General features: G+C 71.9%; 16 protein-coding genes. 7 read left to right on the plus strand and 9 right to left on the minus strand.

Annotated elements, in window-relative coordinates; translation table 11 throughout:
* Together FNH09_RS31010 and FNH09_RS31015 are read left to right on the plus strand one after the other, a co-directional pair.
* Positions 1–1,447, plus strand: a 1,447-nt coding sequence (locus FNH09_RS31010) for a M1 family metallopeptidase (protein WP_238427209.1), incomplete at its 5' end; no start/stop codon positions are given.
* A 171-nt stretch (positions 1,448–1,618) separates the two neighbouring features.
* On the plus strand, positions 1,619–3,604 hold the full coding sequence (locus FNH09_RS31015; RefSeq protein ID WP_152893238.1) for an N-acetylmuramoyl-L-alanine amidase: 1,986 nt from the start codon (positions 1,619–1,621) through the stop codon (positions 3,602–3,604).
* Positions 3,605–3,711: 107 nt separating this feature from the next.
* Here the strand turns inward: FNH09_RS31015 and FNH09_RS31020 are convergent, their stop codons facing one another.
* On the minus strand, positions 3,712–5,802 hold the full coding sequence (locus FNH09_RS31020) for a SpoIIE family protein phosphatase (protein ID WP_338017731.1): 2,091 nt from the start codon (positions 5,800–5,802) through the stop codon (positions 3,712–3,714).
* Between the two features lie 187 nt (positions 5,803–5,989).
* Positions 5,990–6,496 (minus strand): carboxymuconolactone decarboxylase family protein, encoded by a 507-nt coding sequence (locus tag FNH09_RS31025; RefSeq protein WP_152893226.1) that lies wholly within the window; start codon positions 6,494–6,496, stop codon positions 5,990–5,992.
* A 162-nt stretch (positions 6,497–6,658) separates the two neighbouring features.
* Here FNH09_RS31025 and FNH09_RS31030 point away from each other — a divergent pair, with 162 nt between their 5' ends.
* The gene (locus FNH09_RS31030; protein ID WP_152893227.1) at positions 6,659–7,639 is read left to right on the plus strand and encodes a pirin family protein; all 981 of its coding nucleotides are present in this window, start codon (positions 6,659–6,661) and stop codon (positions 7,637–7,639) included.
* A gap of 132 nt (positions 7,640–7,771) precedes the next feature.
* Here the strand turns inward: FNH09_RS31030 and FNH09_RS31035 are convergent, their stop codons facing one another.
* A complete protein-coding gene (locus tag FNH09_RS31035) occupies positions 7,772–8,830 on the minus strand; it encodes an AraC family transcriptional regulator (RefSeq protein ID WP_152893228.1) in 1,059 nt (352 codons plus the stop codon).
* A 413-nt stretch (positions 8,831–9,243) separates the two neighbouring features.
* On the opposite strand from FNH09_RS31035, the gene FNH09_RS31040 reads away from it, so the two are divergent.
* From FNH09_RS31040 to FNH09_RS31055, 4 genes are all read left to right on the plus strand, one after another.
* On the plus strand, positions 9,244–10,386 hold the full coding sequence (locus tag FNH09_RS31040; protein WP_152893229.1) for a TauD/TfdA family dioxygenase: 1,143 nt from the start codon (positions 9,244–9,246) through the stop codon (positions 10,384–10,386).
* Positions 10,383–11,888, plus strand: coding sequence for a long-chain-fatty-acid--CoA ligase (locus FNH09_RS31045; protein ID WP_152893230.1), 1,506 nt, complete (start codon positions 10,383–10,385; stop codon positions 11,886–11,888). The genes FNH09_RS31040 and FNH09_RS31045 overlap by 4 nt, the downstream gene beginning before the upstream one ends.
* A gap of 26 nt (positions 11,889–11,914) precedes the next feature.
* The gene (locus tag FNH09_RS31050; RefSeq protein WP_162469350.1) at positions 11,915–12,838 is read left to right on the plus strand and encodes a LysR substrate-binding domain-containing protein; all 924 of its coding nucleotides are present in this window, start codon (positions 11,915–11,917) and stop codon (positions 12,836–12,838) included.
* A 196-nt stretch (positions 12,839–13,034) separates the two neighbouring features.
* Positions 13,035–14,153, plus strand: a complete 1,119-nt coding sequence (locus tag FNH09_RS31055) for a YeiH family protein (protein ID WP_338017732.1) — start codon at positions 13,035–13,037, stop codon at positions 14,151–14,153.
* Between the two features lie 117 nt (positions 14,154–14,270).
* On the opposite strand, the gene FNH09_RS31060 is transcribed toward FNH09_RS31055, so the two are convergent.
* The 6 genes from FNH09_RS31060 to FNH09_RS31085 all read right to left on the minus strand — a co-directional run bounded on the left by FNH09_RS31060 (position 14,271) and on the right by FNH09_RS31085 (position 21,543).
* Positions 14,271–16,262, minus strand: coding sequence for an acetoacetate--CoA ligase (locus FNH09_RS31060; RefSeq protein ID WP_152893232.1), 1,992 nt, complete (start codon positions 16,260–16,262; stop codon positions 14,271–14,273).
* A gap of 36 nt (positions 16,263–16,298) precedes the next feature.
* Positions 16,299–16,877: an RBBP9/YdeN family alpha/beta hydrolase gene (locus tag FNH09_RS31065; protein ID WP_152893233.1), complete on the minus strand. Its 579-nt coding sequence runs from the start codon at positions 16,875–16,877 to the stop codon at positions 16,299–16,301.
* The gene (locus tag FNH09_RS31070) at positions 16,874–18,283 is read right to left on the minus strand and encodes an MFS transporter (protein ID WP_152893234.1); all 1,410 of its coding nucleotides are present in this window, start codon (positions 18,281–18,283) and stop codon (positions 16,874–16,876) included. The genes FNH09_RS31065 and FNH09_RS31070 overlap by 4 nt, the downstream gene beginning before the upstream one ends.
* Positions 18,284–18,321: 38 nt before the next feature.
* Positions 18,322–19,236 (minus strand): TauD/TfdA dioxygenase family protein, encoded by a 915-nt coding sequence (locus FNH09_RS31075; protein ID WP_152893235.1) that lies wholly within the window; start codon positions 19,234–19,236, stop codon positions 18,322–18,324.
* Positions 19,237–19,385: 149 nt separating this feature from the next.
* Complete coding sequence (locus FNH09_RS31080) at positions 19,386–20,360, minus strand: NADPH:quinone reductase (RefSeq protein WP_162469351.1); 975 nt, start codon at positions 20,358–20,360, stop codon at positions 19,386–19,388.
* A 130-nt stretch (positions 20,361–20,490) separates the two neighbouring features.
* Entirely contained in the window at positions 20,491–21,543 is a 1,053-nt protein-coding gene (locus FNH09_RS31085) for a 3-keto-5-aminohexanoate cleavage protein (protein WP_162469352.1), read from the minus strand.
* Positions 21,544–21,876: the final 333 nt, after the last annotated feature.

Raw genomic sequence — 21,876 nt, forward strand, 5'->3', positions numbered from 1 at the left:
CGCCCCGTCCGGAGCCCACCGCCACCCCGGCAGCCCCGGTCCCTCCGTGGCGTCGTCGCCCGGCGTCCGGACGGCCGAGACTCCGTCCCCCGGTGCCGCGGGCATCGGCGACCCGCTGATGCCGCTCGACGGCAACGGCGGCTACACGGTGCGCCGTTACACGCTCGACTTCGACTGGCGGGCGCCGCTGACCCCGTTCGAGGCCGCCGCCACCGTCAGCGCCACCGCCACGCAGGCCCTGTCCCGCTTCGACCTGGACTTCGCCGGCAACACGCTGCACACCGTCACCGTCGACGGCGTACCCGTCGGCGCGGTGCGCGACGGCGACGAACTCGTCGTCACCCCGGCCCGGCCGATCCCGCGGGGCCGCGCGTTCACCGTCCGGGTCGCCTACACCGCCGATCCCACCCTCCAGCGGCGCCGCTCGGACGCCATCACGCGCTACGGCTGGGTGCCCACCCCCGACGGCACCGTGCTCTACGCGCAGCCCGACGGCGCCAAGATGATCTTTCCGGCGGACGACCACCCGAGCCTGCGGGCGCCCATCACCTTCCACATCACCACCCCGCCGGAGCTGACCGCGGTGGCCAACGGCCGGCTCGTCGAGCGCGTCCGCAGGCCCGACGGACGGATCCGGTGGACGTACGACTCCGAGCAGCCGGTCGCCGCCCAGCTGGTCCAGATGGCGATCGGGAAGTTCACCTTCGTCGACCGCACCGGCCCGCGCGGTCTGCCCCTGCGGGACGCGGTCCCCCGGGACCTGGTCGCCGACACCGAGGCCTACCGCTCACTCACCCCCGAGCACCTGGCCTGGCTGGAGCAGCACCTCGGCCCTTACCCGTTCGGCCGCTACGGCGTCCTGGTCGGGGACACCGACCTGCCGGTGGCGTTGGAGTCGCAGTCGCTGGCCGTGCTGCCGCGGGCCGACCTGACGGGCGGCCGGGTCGACGCCGAACGCAACCTCGTGCACGAACTGACCCACCACTGGACCGGCGACAGCGTCGCGATCCGGCGCTGGTCCGACCTGTGGCTGAGCGAGGGACACGCCCGCTACTACGAACGCCTCTACGCCGACACGCACGGCGGCGCCGACCTGGAGGAGGTGATGCGGACGGCGTACGAGCAGCACGACCAGTGGCGCCACGACGACGGCGCACCCGCCGAACCCACCGAGCCGTCCCTCTTCCGGCAGATCCGCTACGACGGTTCGGCGCTGGTGCTCTACGCCCTGCGGGAGGAGGTCGGCGAGGACACCTTCGGCCGGATCGAGCGGTCCTGGGTGAAGACGTACCGAGGCAGGGCCGCCGGGACACAGGACTTCGTCGCACTCGCCTCCGCGGTCGCGGGCCGCGACCTGAAGCCCTTTCTGACGCCGTGGCTGTACGGGGCGCACACCCCGCCCATGCCGGGACACCCCGACTGGCATGTGAACCGGGTTCAGGAGTGAGCGCCACGCCGTCGGTTCTGCCGCCGACCGGGTGGCCTGTGCCGGGGTGCTGGTCCACGTCGGTGACGGTTGGCGCGACGTGGCACGCCGGACACGGAAGCGTACGAGGGGTGGCGTGGAGGACAACTCCGGTGTCCTGGTTGCGACGAGATTGGTTGGAGTCCTTGCATGATGAGAAGACCTGCCGCACCCCGTGTCCTCGGCGCGCCGCGCAGGCGTCGCCTGCTGATCTGCGTGACGGCGACGGCCGCCTCGGCGGCGCTCATGGTGCCGCTGCTGACCGGCCGACTGGCGCACGGCCCGGACGACCACCGCCTCCAGATCGAATTCGGCGAAGCCGCGGACGAGTTCCACGTGCCGCGCAACGTGCTGATGGGCGTGGCCTATCTCCAGTCGCGCTGGGACTCCCATCCCGGCGTGCCGAGCGTCGTCGGCGGCTACGGACCGATGCACCTGACGGACACCGGAACACCGCGCCCGGCCGACAGCCCGCCCGGCACGGCGGCGGCCGGGCCGCCGGGCACAGCGGCCTCGACCCCCGCGCAGGACGCCTCCGCGCCGCCCGGGGACCTGCGCCGGGCCGCCCGGCTGACCGGTGTCCCGGCGGAGAAGCTGCGTACCGACACCGCAGCCAATGTAAGGGCCGGAGCGGCGCTCCTGGCGGCGACACAACGACAACTCGGCAAATCGCTCACCGCGGACACCGACGACTGGTGGGAGGCGGTGGCCCGCTTCCCGGGCACCGACGACAAGGTCTCGGCGGCGACGTACGCCGATGACGTGTTCGCGGTGATCCGCAAGGGCGCGCACCGCACCACCGACACGGGCCAGCGCGTCACCCTCCCCGCCTCGCCCGGTGTGCGCCCCCACCGGCCGGCGAAACCCCCGCGGCCGAAGGAGGTCGAGTGCCCCCCGGAGCTGGACTGTTCGTGGCTGAGCGCGCCGTACGTCCAGTACGACGGCGGGTACGGCAACCACGACCTGGCCGACCGGCCCCGTGACGAGAAGATCGAGTACATCGTCATCCACGACACCGAGGCCAGTCTGTCGAGCATGTTCCAGACCGTGCAGGATCCGACGGAGGCGTCCTGGCACTACTCGATCCGCTCCAAGGACGGTCATGTCACCCAGCACATCAGGACCAAGGACACGGCCTGGCACTCCGGGAACCAGCTGGTCAACGCCCGTTCGATCGGTATCGAGCACGAGGGTTTCCTGACCCAGCCCAACACCTGGTACTCGGAGCAGATGTACCGGTCGTCGGCCCGCCTGGTGCGCTACCTTGCGAAGAAGTACGGCATCCCGCTCGACCGGCAGCACATCTTCGGCCACGACAACGTGCCCGCCCCGACCGGCGGCAGCATCCCCAGCATGCACGACGACCCCGGTCCCTTCTGGGACTGGCGGCACTACTTCGACCTGCTCGGCGCACCCCTGCGGGCCACCGGCGGCGAGCAGAGCGGCATGGTGACGATCCTGCCCGACTTCGCCACCCACGAGCCGCTGTTCACCGGCTGTGGCGGCGACCACGACCACTCGCCGTGCGCGCCGCACGGATCCAGCGCCGTACGGCTGTACACCGAGCCGTCCGAGAGCGCGCCGCTGCTCCAGGACCCGGGCCGGCACCCGGACGGCGCGGCCTCCACGCAGGACGTCAACGACCTGGGGTCGCGGGTCTCCGCCGGGCAGACCTTCGCGGTCGCCGATCGCGACGGCGATTGGACGGCGATCTGGTTCCAGGGACACGAGGGGTGGTTCTGGAACCCGAGGAACCACCCGACGGCCGTCGGCGCGGGCGGCCAAATGGTGACGCCGAAGGAGGGCCTGAGCGAGGTCCAGGTGTTCGGGCGCGCCCTGCCGGAGACGGGGGCCTACCCCGAGGGGATGCAGGAGCCGACCCAGTCGCCGCTGCCCTACAGCATTCTCGCGGGCCAGCGGTATGTGACCCAGTCCCGGCTGGGCGGCTCCTACGTCGACCGGTCGAACTTCGTCGAGTCGCCGAGCCCGGTGGTCAAGGGCGGCGAGCAGTACTACGAGATCCAGTTGGGCCACCGGCTCGCCTACGTCCGGGCCGCCGACGTGGACGTGGTGGACGTACCGGTCGCGGCGGGGCCGGAGCCGGAGTCGGGACAGGACGGTCACGCCCGGCGCAAGTGAGGGTGCCGGTCGGGTGCGCACGGTCAGGGCCGGCGGGCCGGTGCCGAGGGATCGCGGGCGGGGCGGCGGAGGCCGCGCCTGCGGTCCCCCGGCACCGGCGCTGCCGGTCAGCTCCGGCGCTTGAGGGAGGGGAAGGACTGTTCCGTCCAGATCGTCTTGCCCTCGGTCGTGTAACGGGTGCCCCAGGCCTGGGCCAGCTGCGAGGCGATGAACAGACCCCGGCCGCCCTCGTCGACCGTCCGGGCGTGGCGCAGATGGGGCGCGGCCGAGCCGGAGTCGCGCACCTCGCACGTCAGACTGCGGTCGCTGACCAGGCGGACCTCGATCGGCGGGCTGCCGTACCGGATCGCGTTGGTGACCAGTTCGCTGACGATGAGTTCGGTGTTGAACGCCGTGTCCTGGTCGATCTGCCACCGGGCGAGCTGTGTGCGGGTGTTCCGCCGGGCCAGTGCCACCGTGGCCGGGTCCGACTCGAACTCCCAGGTGGCGACCTGCTCGGGCGGGAAGGAGCGGACCCGCGCGACGATCACCGCGGCGTCCCCCGCCCCCATCCCGGCCGGCAGCGCGTACACGATGTCGTCGCAGAGGTCCTGGAGCGGCCGGTCGCGGTAGTCCGGCGACTGCCGCAGCGGACGTGAGGACTCCGCGAGGTACGAGGTCAGCAGCGGATCGCTGGTGAACACCAGGACGCTGCCGTCCGGCACCGCGAACTCCCCGGCGGCGAACGGCGAGTCCGCCTCGGAGCCCAGGGCGGGGCCGGCCGGGGTGTCGGGGATGCTGACGGTGCCGTCGGGTTCGACGAGGACCGGTGCCAGGCGGCCCGCGCCGGCCATCGTGCAGGTGCCGGTCAGCGGGTCGTGGACCGCGTAGACGCAGTCGGCGGTGAGGGGCTCGCGGCGCATGGGATCGCCCAGCGGCAGGTTCGCCCGTTCGGTCGCCAGGTGCGCGGCCGTGTCGTACAGCCGGGCCAGCAGTTCGTCGGGGGAGAGGTCGAACGTGGACAGCGAGCGCACGACCGTGCGCAGCTGGCCCATGGTGGCCGCCGCGTTGAGACCCTTCCCGGAGACGCTGCCGACGACGAGCGCGGTGCGGGCGCTGGACAGCGCGATGGTGTCGTACCAGGCGCCGGGATCGGCGCCGGTGACGGACAGGTACGCGGTCTCCAGCGAGGTCTGGCTCTCCGGGCTGCGGGGCAGCAGATGGCGCTGGACCGTGGCGGCCACGGTGTGCTCCCGGGCGAAGCGGCGCGCGTTGTCGATGCACAGCGTCGTGTGGGCGGCCAGCTCGACCGCGAGCCTGCGGTCGCCCTCGTCGAAGGGTGGCGAGTCCCCGGCGCGGTACAGGCTGATGAGTCCGAGCACGTTGTCGCGCAGGGTCAGGGGAGCCGCGAGGAGGGTGTGGGCCTTCGCGGAGAGGATGGCCTCGGCGCGCGGGGGGTCGAAGGCCAGCCAGGGGGCGTCGGGGCGCAGCGAGACCACCCGGGCGCGAAGGTCGGCCAGGCACCGGGTGAATGGAGTGGGACCCGGCAGTCGGTGCACATCGCCCACCGGGTGGGCGATGGGCGTTCCCTCGGCGACGCTACGGTACGCGGCACGCAGCAGCGGGGTGTTCGCGGGCAGCGGGGCCAGCGGCGGCTCGTCGCCGCGGATCACCGCGTCCACCACCTCCACGATCGCCACGTCGGCGAACGCGGGCACCACCACATTGACGAGTTCCTCGCAGGACACGGCCGAGTCCAGGGTCCGTCCCACGGTCCTGCGGACGGCGTCCAGCACCCGGGCCCGGCCGCGCGCCCGCTCCCGTTCGGTGACGTCCACGGAGGTGACGGCCACGCCGAGCACCTTCCCGTCCGGGTTCTCCAGGCGCAGCACGGACACCTCGAAGTGCCCCTCCTGGGACGGGTCCCGCTTGAACCGGGCCCGCACGACCCGCTGGCGCACGGCGACCCCGGTGTCCAGCACCTCCTGGATGGCGTCTTCCATGTCGTCGTCCACGACGATGTCGTACGCGGACCGGAACGGCCGGCCGACCATGCTCTCCATCGCGACGCCCCGCATGGAGGGCGTGGAGGTGTTGATCCGCACCACCCGCAGGTCGGTGTCGAGCAGGTGGAGCCCTACGGGCGACTGGGTGAAGAGGGCGTCCAGCATGGAAACGTCCCGCTCGTCCAGCTGCGGGTTCTCATCGCCGTGCGCCACCGGAACCTCCTGCGGTCCGCCGTGTCCCCGGGTCGTCCGTGCTACCAGCGTGCAGGGCGATCGAACGCGCCGCATTCGGGAGCGTGGACACCGGCGACGGCTCACCCCGCGGCCGGTCACCGTCCGTGACAGTGCCCAGCTCCGCGGCCTCCCGCCCGCTCCCGGGACATCCACCGGACCGCAGGGCTCAGTGATCGGCCCGTACGGGGTGCCGGCTCAGGATCGAGACCCGGTTGAAGGCGTTGATGGTGATCGCGACCCAGATCACCGCGGAGATCTGGTCGTCGGTGAGCACCTCCCGGGCGGCGGCGTAGGCGGAGTCCTGGGCGGCGGTGTCGGCGGCGCTCGTGGTCGCCTCCGCCAGCGCGAGGGCCGCCCGCTCGGCGGGGGTGAACAGCCCGGTCTCCCGCCAGGCGGCCAGCACGCCCAGGCGCCGAGTCGTCTCGCCGGCGCGCAGGGCGGCCCTGGTGTGCACGTCGAGGCAGAACGCGCAGCCGTTGATCTGCGACACCCGGAGGTTGACCAGCTCCACCAGAACGCGGTCGAGCCCCGCGTCGGCGGCCGTCGCGCGCACCGCCTCCGAGGTCTGCACCAGGGCGTGGTAGGCCTTGGGGCTCTGCTTGTCGAGGTAGATCCGCGGGGCCGGGGACCCGTGCACGAGGCTCGGCTCGGGGCTTGCTGTGGGGCTGCTCAACCTGCACTCCTTCAGGGGCGTCGTCGGCGCCCGCGCTGCGTCGTGTACGTGTGGTGCCGTGGTGCGGCCATCGTCCTATGATCGGGACAATTATGGTTGAATATGAAACTATCACGACCGGGGCGGACGCTGCGGGGTGAACAGGTGCAACGGGAGGACGGCATGAACCGGCTGGACGCGACGGACGGGACGAGCGGAGCGGACCACCCGACGGGTGGAGCCGGGTCGGGGCGCGTCGAGGTGCTCACCCCGCGGGACGTACCGCTGGGCGGCCCGCGGTCGATGACCGTACGGCGCACCCTGCCGCAGCGCGGCCGGTCCCTGATCGGGGCCTGGTGCTTCGCCGACCACTACGGCCCCGACGACGTCGCCCGCACAGGCGGCATGGACGTCGCCCCGCACCCGCACACCGGCCTCCAGACGGTCAGCTGGCTGTTCGGCGGGGAGATCGAACACCGCGACAGCCTCGGCAGTCACGCGTTCGTACGGCCCGGCGAGCTGAACCTCATGACCGGCGGGCACGGCATCAGCCACACCGAGGTCTCCACCCCGGACACCGAGGTCCTGCACGGCGTCCAGCTGTGGGTGGCCCTGCCCGACGAGCACCGCGACACCGGGCGGGACTTCCAGCACTTCGCACCCGAGCCGGTGCTGGTCGACGGGGCGCGGATCAGCGTCTTCCTCGGCGCCCTCGCCGGGGCCGCCTCACCGGTACGGACCTTCACGCCGCTGCTCGGCGCCGAGGTCGTCCTCGAACCCCGCGCCACGCTCACCCTCGCCGTGGACCCGGGCTTCGAGCACGGCGTCCTCGTCGACCACGGGCACGTCCGGGTGGCGGGCACCTCGCTGCGTCCCGCGGAACTGGGCTACGTGCCCACCGGGACCGACACGCTGACCCTCGGCAACGACTCGGACGAACCGGCCCGGACGGTCCTGCTCGGCGGAACCCCGTTCGAGGAGGAGATCGTCATGTGGTGGAACTTCGTCGGGCGCAGCCACGAGGACATCGCGCGGGCGCGGGCGGACTGGATGAAGGAGCTCGGCGGTCCCCGCTTCGGCGAGGTGGCGGGCTACGACGGCGCGCCCCTGCCCGCCCCGGAGCTGCCGTCGGTGCCGCTGAAGCCGCGCGCGAGGGCGCGCTGAACTGATCGCGCGGGGCGCGCGGGGCGCGTGGGACGTGGGGCGCCAGTCCCGGGGGCTCGGGGGCGCGAGGCCCGCGTCCGGCCGGGGTGCGTGACCGCCGTTGGTGCGCCCCTGCTCGACGGTGCGCGCCGGTCAGAGGTGGGGGCCGCGGCGGGCGGCGGACAGCGGCGGCCCCTCGCCGAGTCCGCGTGGCCCGGTCCGCTGGGCGCGCCAGTCCCGCGCGCTGCACCCGAACCGCTCGCGGAACCAGCGCGAGAAGGCGCTGGGCGCGGAGAACCCCAGCAGCCCGGAGATCTCCGTCAGCGAGCGGCGCGGGTTCGCCACCAGATGCTCCGCGAGCTGCGCGCGCGTGGCGTTGAGCAGGGAGGAGAACGTCTCACCCGACGCCGCCAGATGCCGGTGCACCGTGCGTCGGTCGACCCCGAGACTGCACGCGACCTGCTCGATGGAGCAGCGCCCGGTCGGCAGCAGGACCTCGATCAGATCGCGCACGCGGTCCAGCACGGTCGTGTCCCTCGACACCGCGATCGACTCGAAATACTGGCGGGCATAGGTCCGCAGCAACGGGTCCGACATGGGGTTGGGGACGTTCAGGTCGTTGCCGTAGAAGATGATTCCGTTGAATTCGCGGTTGAATTCCACGGTGGTGCCGAAAATGCGCCGGTGTGTCCCGAGGTCCGCCGGGGCGGAGTGCGTGAAGCACACGGACAGGGCCTGCCAGCGGGTGCCGAGGAAGTTGCGCAGCACCTGGTGGAAGGCGCCCACGGCCAGCTCGGTGGCCTGCCGGGTCGCCATCGCCTCGCCGACCTCCAGACCGACCTTGAGGGTGGCCAGGCCGCTCGACTCGGACAGCCGGTTGTGCAGCATCTCGTTGTACATGTACTCGTGCCGGACCAGCAGCTCGACCGCACTGCGGACGTCGGGCTCCTCGCGGATGACGAGGCTGATCGGGCCGAGGTTGGAGAAGCGGCGCCGCTCGGCGAGCAGCAGGCCGAAGTCCTCGCGGCGGGCTGCCGTCGCCGAGAGTTCGAGCAGCAGGATCACGGCCGCGCCGGAGATCCACCGGTCCTGGACCGCCAGTCCGGCCGGGTCGAGGCCCGCCTGCCGCATCAATCCCCGCGGGTCGATGCCGAGCGACTGACTGAGCTCGACGTAGCCGCTCAGGGTCGCGTTGCGGACGAGGGGCTTCATGGGCGCACTCCAGGGCTCTGTCCCTAACTGATAAGTCAGATGTCCCGTCAAGTCAAGCGTGGCGTCACACGGTGACCTAACGTTGCACCACCCGCGAGGGGGTTCGCCGTCCGCAATTCGGTACCCCGTCGATCGGAAATCCGACGGAGAACACCATGGCAAATCGTTCGGCCGTTGACCAGCCCTGAAAGCAAGATCCGAGCAGCCTTGAAAATGCGATGGCGAATCCCTGGAGAATGACGACCGAGGGCCTTGGCGGACCTGGTCGCGCTGAAATCCATGGGATTCCCCGCGTAGAAAGCGCGTAGAAAGCGCGTAGAGACGAGGAGAGACGTGCCCGCGGTTCACGGTCTCCGGCCGATCGGCAGCCACCCCGGCGCCCGCTCGGCGGACACACCCGGTGGGAGCCCCCGATGAAGAACGTGCGCGACGTGCTGCGACGGCCCTGCACGGGAGCGGCCGTGTGGCGGGCCGCGGACCTCGCGGGCTCCGAGGAGTGGGTCCTGCGGCTGTCCCCGGCACAGGTCGACGAGTTGGAGAGCGCCGCGCGGGCGGTCCACGAGCGGGGCGTGCCGCTGCTGAAGGTCGCGGCCGCGGACTTCCCGCTGCCCACGCTGGCCGGCCAACTGGCGAGGATCGCCGACGAGCTGGAGAACGGCCGTGGATTCGTCCTGGTCAGAGGGCTCCCGGTCGAGCGGTACAGCCTGCCGGTGGCGAGCACGGTGTTCTGGGGACTGGGACAGCACCTGGGGATCCCGGTGTCGCAGAACGCCGCCGGCCATATGCTCGGGCACGCCCGGGACACCGGCCGGACCCTGGCCGACCCCGCGACGCGCGGCTACCAGACACGAGCGGAACTGCCCTTCCACACCGACGGGTCCGATCTCCTCGCACTGCTGTGCCTGCGGGCGGGCCGCTCCGGCGGGCACACCCGCCTGGTCAGCTCCGCGGCCGTCCACGACGCCGTCCTGGCCCGCCGTCCCGACCTGGTCGAGCGCCTGTACCGCACGCACTTCCTGGACCGCAGGGAGGAGCAGGCTCCCGGCGAACTCCCGTACGACGCCGTGCCGCTCGCCGCCTGGTACGACGGAAAGCTCAGCACCCGCTACAACCGCTGCTACCTGGAATCGGCGCAGCGCTTCGCCGACGTCCCCCGTCTGGAACCGGCCGACCTGGAGCTGTTCGACCTGGTCGACGAGGTGACCGCGGCGCCGGAGTTCCGGCTGGACGTCGGCTTCGGGGCGGGCGACCTGCTGCTGGTCAACAACCACGCGGTGCTGCACGCCCGTACGGCGTACGAGGACTTCGCCGAGCCCGCGGCGAAGCGCCATGTGCTGCGGCTGTGGCTGACCGCGCACCGGGGCCGCGACCTGCCGCCGGGCTTCTGGGGAGAGGCGCGCGGCGCCGAGGACGGCTCCGCCCGTGGCGGGATCAGCCCCCGCGACGTGATCCTGACCCCCGGGGCCTGCCGGACCGGTGCCGGCCCCGTGGCCGCCGACCGGTGCCCACGGCCGTCCCTGACGACCACCCGACCCGACCGAACGGAAGACGCATGAACAACCTCGCGGCAGTCTTGGTGGAGTCCGCCCGGACCGGCGGTGACCGGATCGCCGTCCGTCAGGACGACACCACCCTCACCTACGCCCAGTTGGACGACGCGAGCGCCCGGCTCGCCTCGCTGCTGCGGGACAGGGGGGTCCGACCGGGCGATCGCGTCGCCCTGGTGATGCCCAACGTGAGTCTCTTCCCGGTCGTGTACTACGGCATCCTGCGGGCCGGAGCCGCCGTCGTACCGATGAACCCGCTGCTGAAGGCGCGCGAGGCGGCCTTCACCCTGCGCGACTCCGGGGCCCGCGCGGTGCTCGTCCACCCCCTGTTCGCCGAGGAGGTGGCGAAGGCCGCCACCGAGGTCGGGGCGGAGTGCCTGGTGACGGACGCGGAGGTGTTCGACGGCCTGCTGCGGGCGGCCGAGCCGATGGCCGAGGTGGTGGAGCGGGCGGCGGACGACACCGCCGTGATCCTTTACACCTCCGGCACCACGGGCACCCCGAAGGGCGCCGAGCTGACCCACCGCAACCTGCTCAGCAACGCGGTCACCACGCGGGAGACGCTGATCCGGATCCGCCCGGACGACGTCCTGTTCGGGGGACTTCCGCTGTTCCACGCGTTCGGGCAGACGTGCGCCCTCAACGCGGCCGTCAGCGCGGGCGCGACCCTGACCCTGCTGCCGCGCTTCGAGCCCGCCAGGGCGCTGGAGATCATGCACCGGGACCGGGTCACCGTGTTCCTCGGCGTGCCCACCATGTACACGGCCCTGTTGCAGACCGGCGTCCCCGCGGGCCACGACCTCTCGCCGCTGCGGGTGGCGATCTCCGGCGGCGCCTCGCTGCCCGTCGAGGTCCTGCACGGCTTCGAACGGGACTTCGACGTGACCGTGCTGGAGGGCTACGGCCTCTCCGAGACCTCGCCGGTCGCCGTGTTCAACCCCCCGGACCGGCCGCGCAAGGCCGGCTCGATCGGCCTGCCCATCCGCGGGGTCGAGGTCAGGCTCGTCGCCGACGACGGCAGCACGGTCGCTCCCGGTGAGGTCGGCGAGATCGCCATCCGCGGCGAGAACGTGATGAAGGGTTACTGGAACCGCCCCGAGGCGACCGAGGACGCCGTGCGCGGGGGATGGTTCCACAGCGGCGACCTCGCCCGCGTCGACGAGGACGGCTACTACTTCATCGTCGACCGCAAGAAGGACCTCATCATCCGCGGCGGCTACAACGTCTACCCGCGCGAGATCGAGGAGGTCCTCTACGAGCACCCGGCCGTCGCCGAGGCCGCCGTGGTCGGCGTGCCGCACCAGGTCCACGGGGAGGAGATCGCGGCCGTCGTGACCCTGCGTCAGGACGGGGCGGACACCTCCGCGGACGCCCTGCGCGACTTCGTCAAGGAGCGGGTGGCCGCCTACAAGTACCCGCGGATCGTGACCTTCACGGACGCCCTGCCCAAGGGCGCCACCGGCAAGATCCTCAAGCGCGAGATCGTCGTCGACCAGTCCGCCACGGACTGAGACCGTCCCCGAAGGAGCTGTCCGCGGTGCCGAGTGACCTGCCGGATCTGCATGCCCTGGAACTGCTCGTCGCCGTGGCGGAGACCGGCAGCCTCAGCCAGGCGGCGGCCCGGTTCGCGATCAGCCAGCCGTCCGCCAGCGCGCGGATGATGACGCTGGAGCGGCGCCTGGGAGTGAAGCTGCTGCTACGGACCACCAGGGGCTCCCGGCTCACCCCGGCCGGCCTGGTGGTCACGGACTGGGCCCGGGGCGTGCTGGAGAGCGCGGCCGCCTTCGTCGAGGGCACGGCGGCGCTCAGATCGCGCCAGGAGGGCCGGCTGCGGGTGGGGGCCAGCCTGACGGTGGCCGAACACCTCGTGCCCGGCTGGCTGTTGGCGCTGCGGGAGTCGGCGCCGCACCTCCACGTGGGACTGGAGGTGTCGAACAGCCGCAAGGTGATCGAGGGGCTGCGGCACGACACGCTGGACGTCGGCTTCGTCGAGGGCCCGTGCATCCCGCGGGACCTGCGGTCCACCGTGGTCGGACGCGACCGGCTGCTGGTGGTGGTGACCCCGGACCACCCCTGGGCGCACCGCAGCGACCCCGTCCCGGGCGGCGAACTGGCCGCCACCGCACTGGTGTTGCGCGAACCCGGCTCCGGAACGCGGGAGACGCTGGAGACGGCGCTGGAGCCGTACGGCGGCGTCGCCACCCCGCTGCTGGAACTCGGGGCCATCGCCCCGCTGCGCAGCGCCGCGGCGAGCGGAGTGGGACCCGCGGTGCTGTCGGCCATGGCCGTGCAGGACGACCTGGCGGAGGGACGGCTCGTGTCGGTGCCCACCGAGGCCGAACTGCGCCTGGACAGGGTGCTCCAGGCGGTCTGGCCGCGCGGACGGTCACTGCCGGCGCAGGCGTCGCAACTGCTCGCCCTCGCCTGCCGCCGACCCGGCCGTCGGCCTTCGGGCTCCTGACCGTCCCCGACGCTCCTGACGGTTCCGGCCACCCCTGACTGCTCCGACCGACCGTCCCTGACGGTTCCGGCCGACTGCCCCGGTCCCCCCGACGGCGACCGGGGCAGCACGCTGTCACCGGCCATAGGGCAGCCCTATGGCCTTGTCGCGAACCGGGGCCTACAAGGGGTGCGGGAGACGGACGAGAGTCGACACCGTGAAGAAAGCACTTGTCCAGGAGCCCCCGTCCACCACGGCGACCCCGTCCGCCACGGAACTCCCGTCCACCGAGACCCCCACCGGCACCGCCGGGACGCAGCAGGCCCACGGCGAGGGGCCCGGGTCCCGACTGCCCGGACTCGCCCTCACCCTGGCACTCGCCGCACTGGCCACGGCGGTCGGCAGACTGCTCCCGGTGCTCGGCGGCCCGGTGACGGCCGTGGTCCTCGGCGTGCTCGTCGCCGCCGTACGCAAGCCGGGTCCGCGTCTGCGCCGGGGCATCACCGGCGCCAACAAGCCGGTGCTCCAGGCCGGAGTCGCCCTGCTCGGCGCCCAGCTGTCGCTCACGCAGGTGCTCCACGTGGGCGGCGGCTCACTGCCGATCATGCTGGGTTCGCTGGGCGCCTGTCTGACCGCCGCCCACTTCCTGGGCCGCCGGCTCGGTGTCGAGAGCAACCTGCGCACGCTCGTCGGCGCGGGCACCGGGATCTGCGGGGCGTCGGCGATCGCCGCGGTCACCCCGGTCATCGGCGCCGCGAGCGCCGAAGTCGCCTACGCCATCTCGACGATCTTCCTGTTCAACATCGCCGCGGTGCTCGTCTTCCCCGTGCTCGGCCATCTGCTCGGGATGGACCCGCACGCCTTCGGCCTCTTCGCCGGCACGGCGGTCAACGACATGTCGTCCGTGGTCGCCGTCGCCACCGCCTACGGTCCCTCGGCCATCGACGACGCGGTCGTCGTCAAGCTCACCCGCACTCTGATGATCATCCCGATCTGTCTGGGCCTGGCGCTCTGGGCCCGGCGGCGCGCCCGCGCCGCCGACGCGGCCGCCGACTCGCCCCGGGTGAGCGCGTTCCGGCTGGTGCCGTGGTTCCTGGTGGTCTTCCTGCTGGCCGCGGCGGCCAACAGCGCCGGACTCGTCCCGGCCGGTGTCCAGCCCGGCCTCAAGGAGCTCTCCGTCCTCCTGATCACCGTCGCGCTCTGCGCGGTCGGCCTGTCCACCGATGTCGCCGCCCTGCGCCGTACCGGCCCGCGCCCCCTGCTGCTGGGCGCCTGCCTGTGGGTGGTCGTGTCCGTCACCAGCCTGACGCTCCAGTACGGCGTCGGAGCCCTCTGACGCACCGGGTACGCCACCGGCGCGCCCGCACCCCCGGGCGCCCGGTGCCCGTAAAGCCCCCGCCCGCCCTCGTCGATCACGAGGGCGGGCGGGGGCTTTGCGCACCGGGTTCGGCGGTCACTCGGCCGGCATCGACCGCCGTGCGTACTCCGCGAACCAGGCCAGGGTCTCGGGATGGGTGACGGCGCCCGCGCTGCTGACGTCACCGACGGAGGCGCCCTGGAGGATGCGCTTGACCGGCACCTCCAGCTTCTTCCCGGTCAGGGTGCGCGGCACCGCCGCGATCGGCACGATGACGTCGGGCACATGACGGGGCGACAGCCGGCGCCTGACGGCACCGGCGATCCGCTCGCGCAGCCCGTCGTCCACGGCGGTGCCCTCGGCGGCCACCACGAACAGGGGCATGAAGTAGCCGCCGTCCGGGCGCTCCACGCCGACGACCAGGCTGTCGGCGACCTCGGGGAGCTGCTCCACGACGTCGTAGATGTCGGCGGAGCCCATGCGGACGCCCATGCGGTTGAGCGTGGAGTCCGAGCGCCCGGACACGACGACCGACAGGTCGGGGTGGACGGTGACCCAGTCGCCGTGCCGCCAGACACCCGGGTACGTGTCGAAGTAGCTGGCCCGGTAGCGGGCCCCGTCCGGGTCGTCCACGAAGTACAGAGGCATCGACGGCAGCGGCGCGGTCACCACGAGCTCGCCCTGCTCGCCGGTGAGCGGCCGCCCGGCGGGGTCCCAGGCGTCGAGCGCGACACCGAGCGAGGGGCACTGGATGCGGCCCACGCGTACGGGCAGCAGCGGGGAACCGCCCGCGAGGACCGAGCAGATGTCGGTCCCGCCGCAGATGGACTGGAGCCACACGTCCGGCGCGAGCCGCTCGTGGACCCAGCGCCAGGTACTGGCGGGCAGCGAGGAACCGGTCTGCATGACGGAGCGCAGCGCGCCGAGATCGAGCCCGGCCGCGAGGTCGGTGCCCGACTTCTCCACGGCGGCGAGATAGGCCGCGCCCACGCCGACCATCGTCGCGCCGGTCCGCTCGGCCACCCGCCAGGCGCCGGCGACGTCGGGGAAGGTGGGGCTACCGTCGTACAGGACGATCGTGCTGCCGTGCAGCAGTCCGCCGACCAGGAAGTTCCAGACCATCCAGCTCGTGGACGTGACGAACAGATAGCGGTCCTCGGCCCGCAGATCGGCGCCGAGACCGAGGGCCTTGAGCAGCTCCACGACGATGCCGCCGTGCCCCTGCACGATTCCCTTGGGCACCCCGGTGGTCCCGGACGACCACAGGATCCACAGCGGGTGGTCGAAGGGCACGTCGGCGAATTCCAGCGGACCTTCGACGGCGGGCAGTTCGGACCAGACGTGCACCTCGACGTCGGGCCGCCGCGACCACGGGGTCTCCGGCGCGGTGCCGAGCCGGTCGACAGCGAGGACGTGGCGGACGGTGGGCAGTCCGTCCACGAGTTCGGCGATCGCCGCCCGCCTGTCGTACTCCTTGCCGCCGTAGCGGTAGCCGTCCGCCGCCACCAGGACGACGGGCCGGGCCTGGCTCAGCCGGGCGAGCACGCTGGGAGTGCCGAAGTCCGGGGAGCACGCCGTCCAGACCGCGCCGACCGAGGCCGTGGCCAGCAGGGCGACCACGCTCTGCGCGATATTGGGCAGATAGCCTGCCACGCGGTCGCCGGGCGCCACGCCCATCCGGCGCAGTGCCGCGGCGACGTCCGCCACCTGTCCGCGCAGCTCCTCCCAGGAGATGTCCACGGGTTCGGCGTCCTCGGTGACGGCGACCAGCGCCGGACGGGTGTCGCAGGCGTGGGCGAAGCACCGTTCGGCGAAGTTCAGCCGGGCCCCGGGGAACCAGTCGGCGCCCGGCATGGACGCGTCCGCGAGTACGGCGTCGTAGCCGCTGACGGCGTCCAGGCCGTAGTACTCCCACACGGCGGACCAGAAGCCGGGCAGGTCCGTGGCGCTCCACCGCCACAGCTCGGCGTAGTCCGCGAAGTGCAGCCCCCGGGTGGTGCCGAGCCACCGCATGAAGCACGCGACGTTGGAGTCCTGTGTCTCGCGGGGACCTGGGGACCACAGCAGATCGGTGTCGTCGGTGTTCATCGTCGCCTTTCCGGGGGCTGTACGTCGGGCTGGGTGTCAGCCGTGTTCGAGTTCGCTTAGGAGTTCCTCCGACCGGGGCCAGGGCCCGTGACCGGAGGCGGGGTTGAGGTGGCCGACCGCGCCGAGTTCCACGAGCCGGCCGCCCCAGTCCGCGGCCAGTTCGCGGACGCGCTCCAGGGAGCCCAGCGGGTCGTCGGAGCTGGCCGCGACGACGCTGGGGAAGGGCAGCGCCGAACGGGGAACCGGTGTCCAGCCGTTCTCGGCCAGTACCTCCGGGGTGGGATAGCCCTCCGGCAGCGGGGTCTCGAAGTCGGGCGGGGTGACCAGCAGCGCACCCTGTACGTCGGCCCCGTGCCGCTGGGACCAGTGCACGGTGGTGATCACACCGGCGCTGTGGGCGACCAGGACGACGGGTCCGTCGAGCTGTGCCACCACCTTGTCCAGGGCGGCGACCTGGGCCTCGCGGCCGAGCCGGTCCTCGGTCAGCGGCGGCACGGTGACCACCGTCCGGCCGGCTTCGGCGAGCCGGGCGGCGAGCAGGGTCTGCCAGTGCTCCTCGACGTGGTCGCGGAGACCGGGGACGATCACGACGGTTGCCTGTGCGGGTCCGCTCATGAGGACACCTCCGCTTCCTCGGCCTCCGTGACCGCGAGTTCCTTCGGTTCGGCGACCGGGGCGATCCCGGTGATCCGCAGCAGGTCGCGGTCGTACCAGCGGCGGCCGATCAGGAAGGCGACGGTGGCGGCGAGGGCGACGAACGGGACGATCCGCAGTGCCCCGAGCAGACCCATCCGGTCCGCGAGCGCGCCGGTGACCGAGGGTCCGGGGGCCAGACCGAGCAGACTGTTGGCCAGGGTGAGGGTGGCGAACGCGGTCGCGGAGATCGCCACCGGGGTCAGATTGGCGACCATGGCGGCGGCCGGCCCGGCCGAGCCGGCCGTCAGCAGTGCCCCCGCGGCCAGCAGGGCGAGCTGGAGCGGTCCGGTGGGCAGATGGAAGGCGGCCAGCAGCAGGACCAGGGAGCCGAGGCTGCAACCGATGGCCACGCCCCACTTCCGGATCGGCGCGGTCCTGCTGATCCGGTCCGACGCGATTCCGCCGAGAACCATCCCTACGCCGATGAGCAGGATGAAGACCCCGGCAGCGGCGCCGGCCTTCGCGGTGGGCAGGTCGTAGTAGCGGTTGAAGTAGCTGGGCAGCCAGGAGATGAGGCTGCCCGCCGTGAACAGCTGGAGTCCGCTGCCGACGTACGCGCTGATCACCGAGACGGAGGAGAACAGCCGTGGCAGCAGGGCGCGGAGTCGCGCGGGCGGGGCGGCCTCCGTGTCCTCGGCGGCGTCGGCGGTCTCGGCGGTGTCCGTGTCCGTGTCCGCGTCCGTGTCCGCCCGGGGACGCAGTCGCTTCTCCGTGACCACGATCCCGTAGACGGCGGCCAGCAGCAGTCCGAAGAGGCCCATGGCGCCGAAGGCCCAGCGCCAGCCGAACTGGTCGGCCACCGCACCGCCGATCGACACGCCCAGGACCGAGCCGAAGGCGCCGCCCGCGATGAATGCCCCGGAGAGGGTGGCCCTCATCGCGATCGGGAAGACGCTCAGGACCACGGCGATCCCGACGCTGCCGTAGGCGGCCTCACCGACACCGACGATGAGCCGGGCGGTGAACATCTGGCCGTAGTTCGCCGCCAACGCGCAGCCCAGGGTCGCCAGGCTCCACGTCACAGCGGCGAACAGCAGACTCCTGACCCGGCCCCAGCGGTCCGCCACCAGCGAGAGCGGGAAGGTGAGCAGGCCGACCATCAGCGCCACGACACCGCTGAGCGAGCCCAGTCGGGCGTCGGAGAGCAGCCAGTCGTCCTTCAGCATCGGGAAGACGGCGTTCAGTACCTGCCGCGACATGTAGTCGGACAGCAACAGCCCGAAACTCAGGGCGAAAACGATCCAGGCATAGCCTCGGGAGACCGGCCACCCGGACGAGGACGAACTCGTTCCGGGAACGGCGACCGCAGTGGTCTGGAGCCCCATTGTCATCACCTCACGCACTTCTTTGAAGGGGAGTCGGATCAGAACGGTCTGTCGCCCACGATTCCGGCGCGCTCCATCTTGCGGACGGCGGGCCAGTAGTCCTGGACGGCGTAGTGCTGGGTGGAGCGGTTGTCCCAGATCGCCACGCTGTTCGGCGTCCAGCGCCAGCGCACCTGGTACTCGGGGACCGCCGCCTGGCTGAGCAGGTAGTTCAGCAGGTGGCTCGCCCCCGGGGCGTAGTCCTGCCCGAAGCGCACGTTCTCGGGCGTGTGGAAGTTGACGAAGTGGGTGGTGAAGCTGTTGACGAAGAGGATCTGCTCACCGGTCTCGGGGTGGGTGCGCACCACCGGGTGCTCCGCGTCGGGGAAGCGCGCCTTGAGCGCGTGCCGCTGCTCCTCGGGCATGACGGCGCCGAAGCTGGCCTCGATGCTGTGCCGGGCGCGCAGGCCCTTGATCTGCGTCTTGATGTGCTCCGGCAGCCGGCGGAAGGCCTCGGCCATGTTGATCCAGATGGTGTCGCCGCCGACCGGCGGCGACTCGATACAGCGCAGCACCGCACCCATGGCGGGGGCCTCACGCCAGGTCCCGTCGGTGTGCAGGGCGTTCTCGTAGTGCTCGGCCGGACTGTCGAGGTCCTTGTAGATCCGGACCAGGCCCGGGTGCTCCGGGTCGCTGCCCGCCACCGGGTGGTCCTCCAGCGCGCCGAAGCGCTCGGCGAACGCGACATGCTCTGCGCGGGTGATGTCCTGGTCGCGCAGGAAGAGCACCTTGTGCTTCAGGAGCAGGGACTTGATCTCGGCGAACAGGTCGTCGTCACGTGCGGCGTCACCGAGGTTCACGCCGGAGAGCTCGGCGCCGATGGCGCAGGTCAGCGGTTCGACCTGGATCGAGCCGCGGCTGTAGGAGCGCACCGGCGCGGGTGTGTCCTGGACCGGAGTAAGAGTCTTTTCCATGGTGCTTCCTCCTGGAGAGGGTCGTGAGACACGTGATCCGTTCGAGGCCGGAGGCCCGACGTCCGTGGTCGTCGGGGGAAGGGCATGCGGGCATGACGCGACGTCATACGCGCATGCAGAAGGGCGTGTTGTGGGAGCGCGGGCCGTGGTCAGAGGACGAAGACGGACGATCCCGTGGTCTTCCCCGACTCCAGGTCGCGGTGCGCCTGGGCGGCGTCCTGGAGCGCGTAGCGCTGGCCCACCTCGATGCTGATGCGTCCGGCGGCGACGTGGCCGAAGAGCTCACCGGCCAGTTCGGCGCGCTCCGCGGGGTCGGCGATGTAGTCGGCGAGGGCCGGCCGGGTCACGAACAGCGAACCGTTGACGGCCAGTTGCATGGCGTTGATCGGCGGGACCGGGCCGGAGGCGGTGCCGAAGCAGACCAGGAGGCCGCGCCGCCGCAGCGAGGCGAGGGAACCGGCGAACGTCGACTCGCCGACGCTGTCGAAGACGACCGGCACGCCCGCGCCGTCGGTCAGTTCGCGCACCCGCTCGGGAACGCTCTCGCTGCGGTAGTGGATGACGTGGTCGCAGCCGTGGGCGCGGGCCAGTTCGGCCTTCTCCTCGGTGGAGACCGTACCGATCACGGTGAGCCCCAGCAGCTTGGCCCACTGGCAGACGATGAGGCCCACGCCGCCCGCCGCCGCGGTGAGCAGGATCGTGTCGCCCGCCTTCAACGGGTAGATCCTGCGCAGCAGATAGGAGGAGGTGAGACCGCGCATGGTCATCGCCGCGGCCGTCTCGAAGCCGATCTCGTCCGGCAGCTTGATCAGGGAGTCGGCGGGCATGACCCGTTCCGTGCTGTACGCGCCGAGCGGGCTTCCGGTGTACGTCACCCGGTCGCCCTCCGCGAAGTCCGTGACTCCGTCGCCCACGGCCTCGATCACGCCCGCGCCCTCGACGCCCATTCCGGCGGGCAGCGGGGCCGGGTAGAGGCCGGTGCGGAAGTAGGTGTCGGCGAAGTTGAGACCGACGGCCTCGTGCCGGATCCGTACCTCACCCGGGCCGGGGTCGCCGACGACGACCTCCTCCCAGCGCAGGACGTCGGGACCTCCGGTCTCCTTGAAGCGAACGGCATGTGCCACGGTCGAGCTCCGTAAATCAGAGGGGTTGGGGGAAGGGCCGCCGGGGCGGGGGGTGTGCCCCGGCGGCCCGGGGGACGTGGCACACGGAGCGGCGCGGTGCCACGTCAGGTGTGCGTGACCGGCGGGACGATCAGACGTCGCGGAGCATGAAGCCGCGCTGGCCGGGGCGACGGTTCGGCACCATGCCCAGCCTGGCCAGGGTCTCGTCGGCGCTGTCGTAGTACTCGCCGATGTGGTAGATCTTCTTGGCCTCGGCGCCGGTGGCGATGTCGCGGCCCAGCGCCTCGGAGATCTTCACCATCTGCTCGACCTGGGCGACGGAGGACATCCGCTCGCCCTTCTTTCCCCACAGGTTGTCCTCGTTGCCGACGCGGACGTGCGCGCCGAGCGCGATACCGACGGCGTTCATCGGGGCGACCGCGCGCATCGACGACTCGATGGTGAGTGTGGCGCCGTCCGGGACGCGGCGGATGAACTCGATCAGGTCCGCGGGGTGACGGCCGGCGAAACCGCCGCCGATGGCCACGTAGTTGAGGGTCAGCGGGCCGGTGTAGACGCCCTTGCGGATCAGGCGCTCGACGGTCTCCAGCTGGGCCAGGGTCGCGAGCTGGAAGTGGGCCTGGATGCCCTTCTCTTGGAGGCGCTTCAGGTGTTCCAGGTAGAACTCCGGGCCGGCCTCCAGGTACATGTCGCGGTAGGCGCGGTAGTAGTCGGGCTTCGCGATCGAGGTGCCCTCCAGGTCGTCGTCGGTCATGATCTCGACGATGTTCATCTGGCTGGTGTTGATCGCGATGGTGACCTGGTCCGGCTTCGGGTCCAGCTCGGCCAGCATGTGGCGGGTGTCGTAGGACAGCCAGTTGGCGTCCGACCCCTCGCCCTCGGGGGCGAAGGAGATGGAGCCGCCGATCTGGAGCACCATGTCCGGCACCGCCTCGCGCAGCCGGCCGATCAGCTCGTTGAACATGGACAGGCGCTTGGAGCCCTTGCCGTCGAGCTCCCGCACGTGGATGTGCAGCACCGTGGCGCCGGCGTTGTAGCAGTCGACGGCCGCCTGCACGTGCTCGTCCATCGTGAGGGGAAGGTCGTCGGCGTCACCGGGCAGCCACTCCGGCCCGTAGGGGGCTACCTGAATGACCAGCTTCTCCTGGTTCTCAGGGAGCAGTGAGTCGTCGTGGAAATGCACGGTCCGTCTCCTTCGTCTGATCTGTGATCGCACGCCCTGTGCGTTCCCGCGCGGAGTGAGCGGGTCGGCACAGGGCGTGCGGATCGGTACGGAGTCACCGCGGACGACGGACACGGCTGCCCGGATACGGTCGTCCGGTCCGGAGGAACGCGCACCACAGGGGAGTTGGCGCGGTACCTCCGGAGGCCGACCGCGTCGTCGCGGTGGTGCAAAGGTAGGGCCGACAGGACGTGAACGCTTGACCGAGGGAGACAGGTGACTTGTCATTTGGGGACATGTGTCGGCCGTGTCACATCCTCGTCCGAACGCTTGCTTCGGCACCCCCACCCCGAC

This window comes from Streptomyces adustus (assembly GCF_009377175.1).
GTDB lineage: Bacteria > Actinomycetota > Actinomycetes > Streptomycetales > Streptomycetaceae > Streptomyces > Streptomyces adustus.

What these genes read in the sequence shown, in the direction of transcription:
- FNH09_RS31015 (WP_152893238.1), top strand. Translation starts at nt 1,619, where the DNA reads ATGAGAAGACCTGCCGCACCCCGTGTCCTCGGCGCGCCGCGCAGGCGT.
- FNH09_RS31030 (WP_152893227.1), top strand. Translation starts at nt 6,659, where the DNA reads ATGAACCGGCTGGACGCGACGGACGGGACGAGCGGAGCGGACCACCCG.
- FNH09_RS31035 (WP_152893228.1), bottom strand. Translation starts at nt 8,830, where the DNA reads ATGAAGCCCCTCGTCCGCAACGCGACCCTGAGCGGCTACGTCGAGCTC.
- FNH09_RS31040 (WP_152893229.1), top strand. Translation starts at nt 9,244, where the DNA reads ATGAAGAACGTGCGCGACGTGCTGCGACGGCCCTGCACGGGAGCGGCC.
- FNH09_RS31045 (WP_152893230.1), top strand. Translation starts at nt 10,383, where the DNA reads ATGAACAACCTCGCGGCAGTCTTGGTGGAGTCCGCCCGGACCGGCGGT.
- FNH09_RS31060 (WP_152893232.1), bottom strand. Translation starts at nt 16,262, where the DNA reads ATGAACACCGACGACACCGATCTGCTGTGGTCCCCAGGTCCCCGCGAG.
- FNH09_RS31065 (WP_152893233.1), bottom strand. Translation starts at nt 16,877, where the DNA reads ATGAGCGGACCCGCACAGGCAACCGTCGTGATCGTCCCCGGTCTCCGC.
- FNH09_RS31070 (WP_152893234.1), bottom strand. Translation starts at nt 18,283, where the DNA reads ATGGGGCTCCAGACCACTGCGGTCGCCGTTCCCGGAACGAGTTCGTCC.
- FNH09_RS31075 (WP_152893235.1), bottom strand. Translation starts at nt 19,236, where the DNA reads ATGGAAAAGACTCTTACTCCGGTCCAGGACACACCCGCGCCGGTGCGC.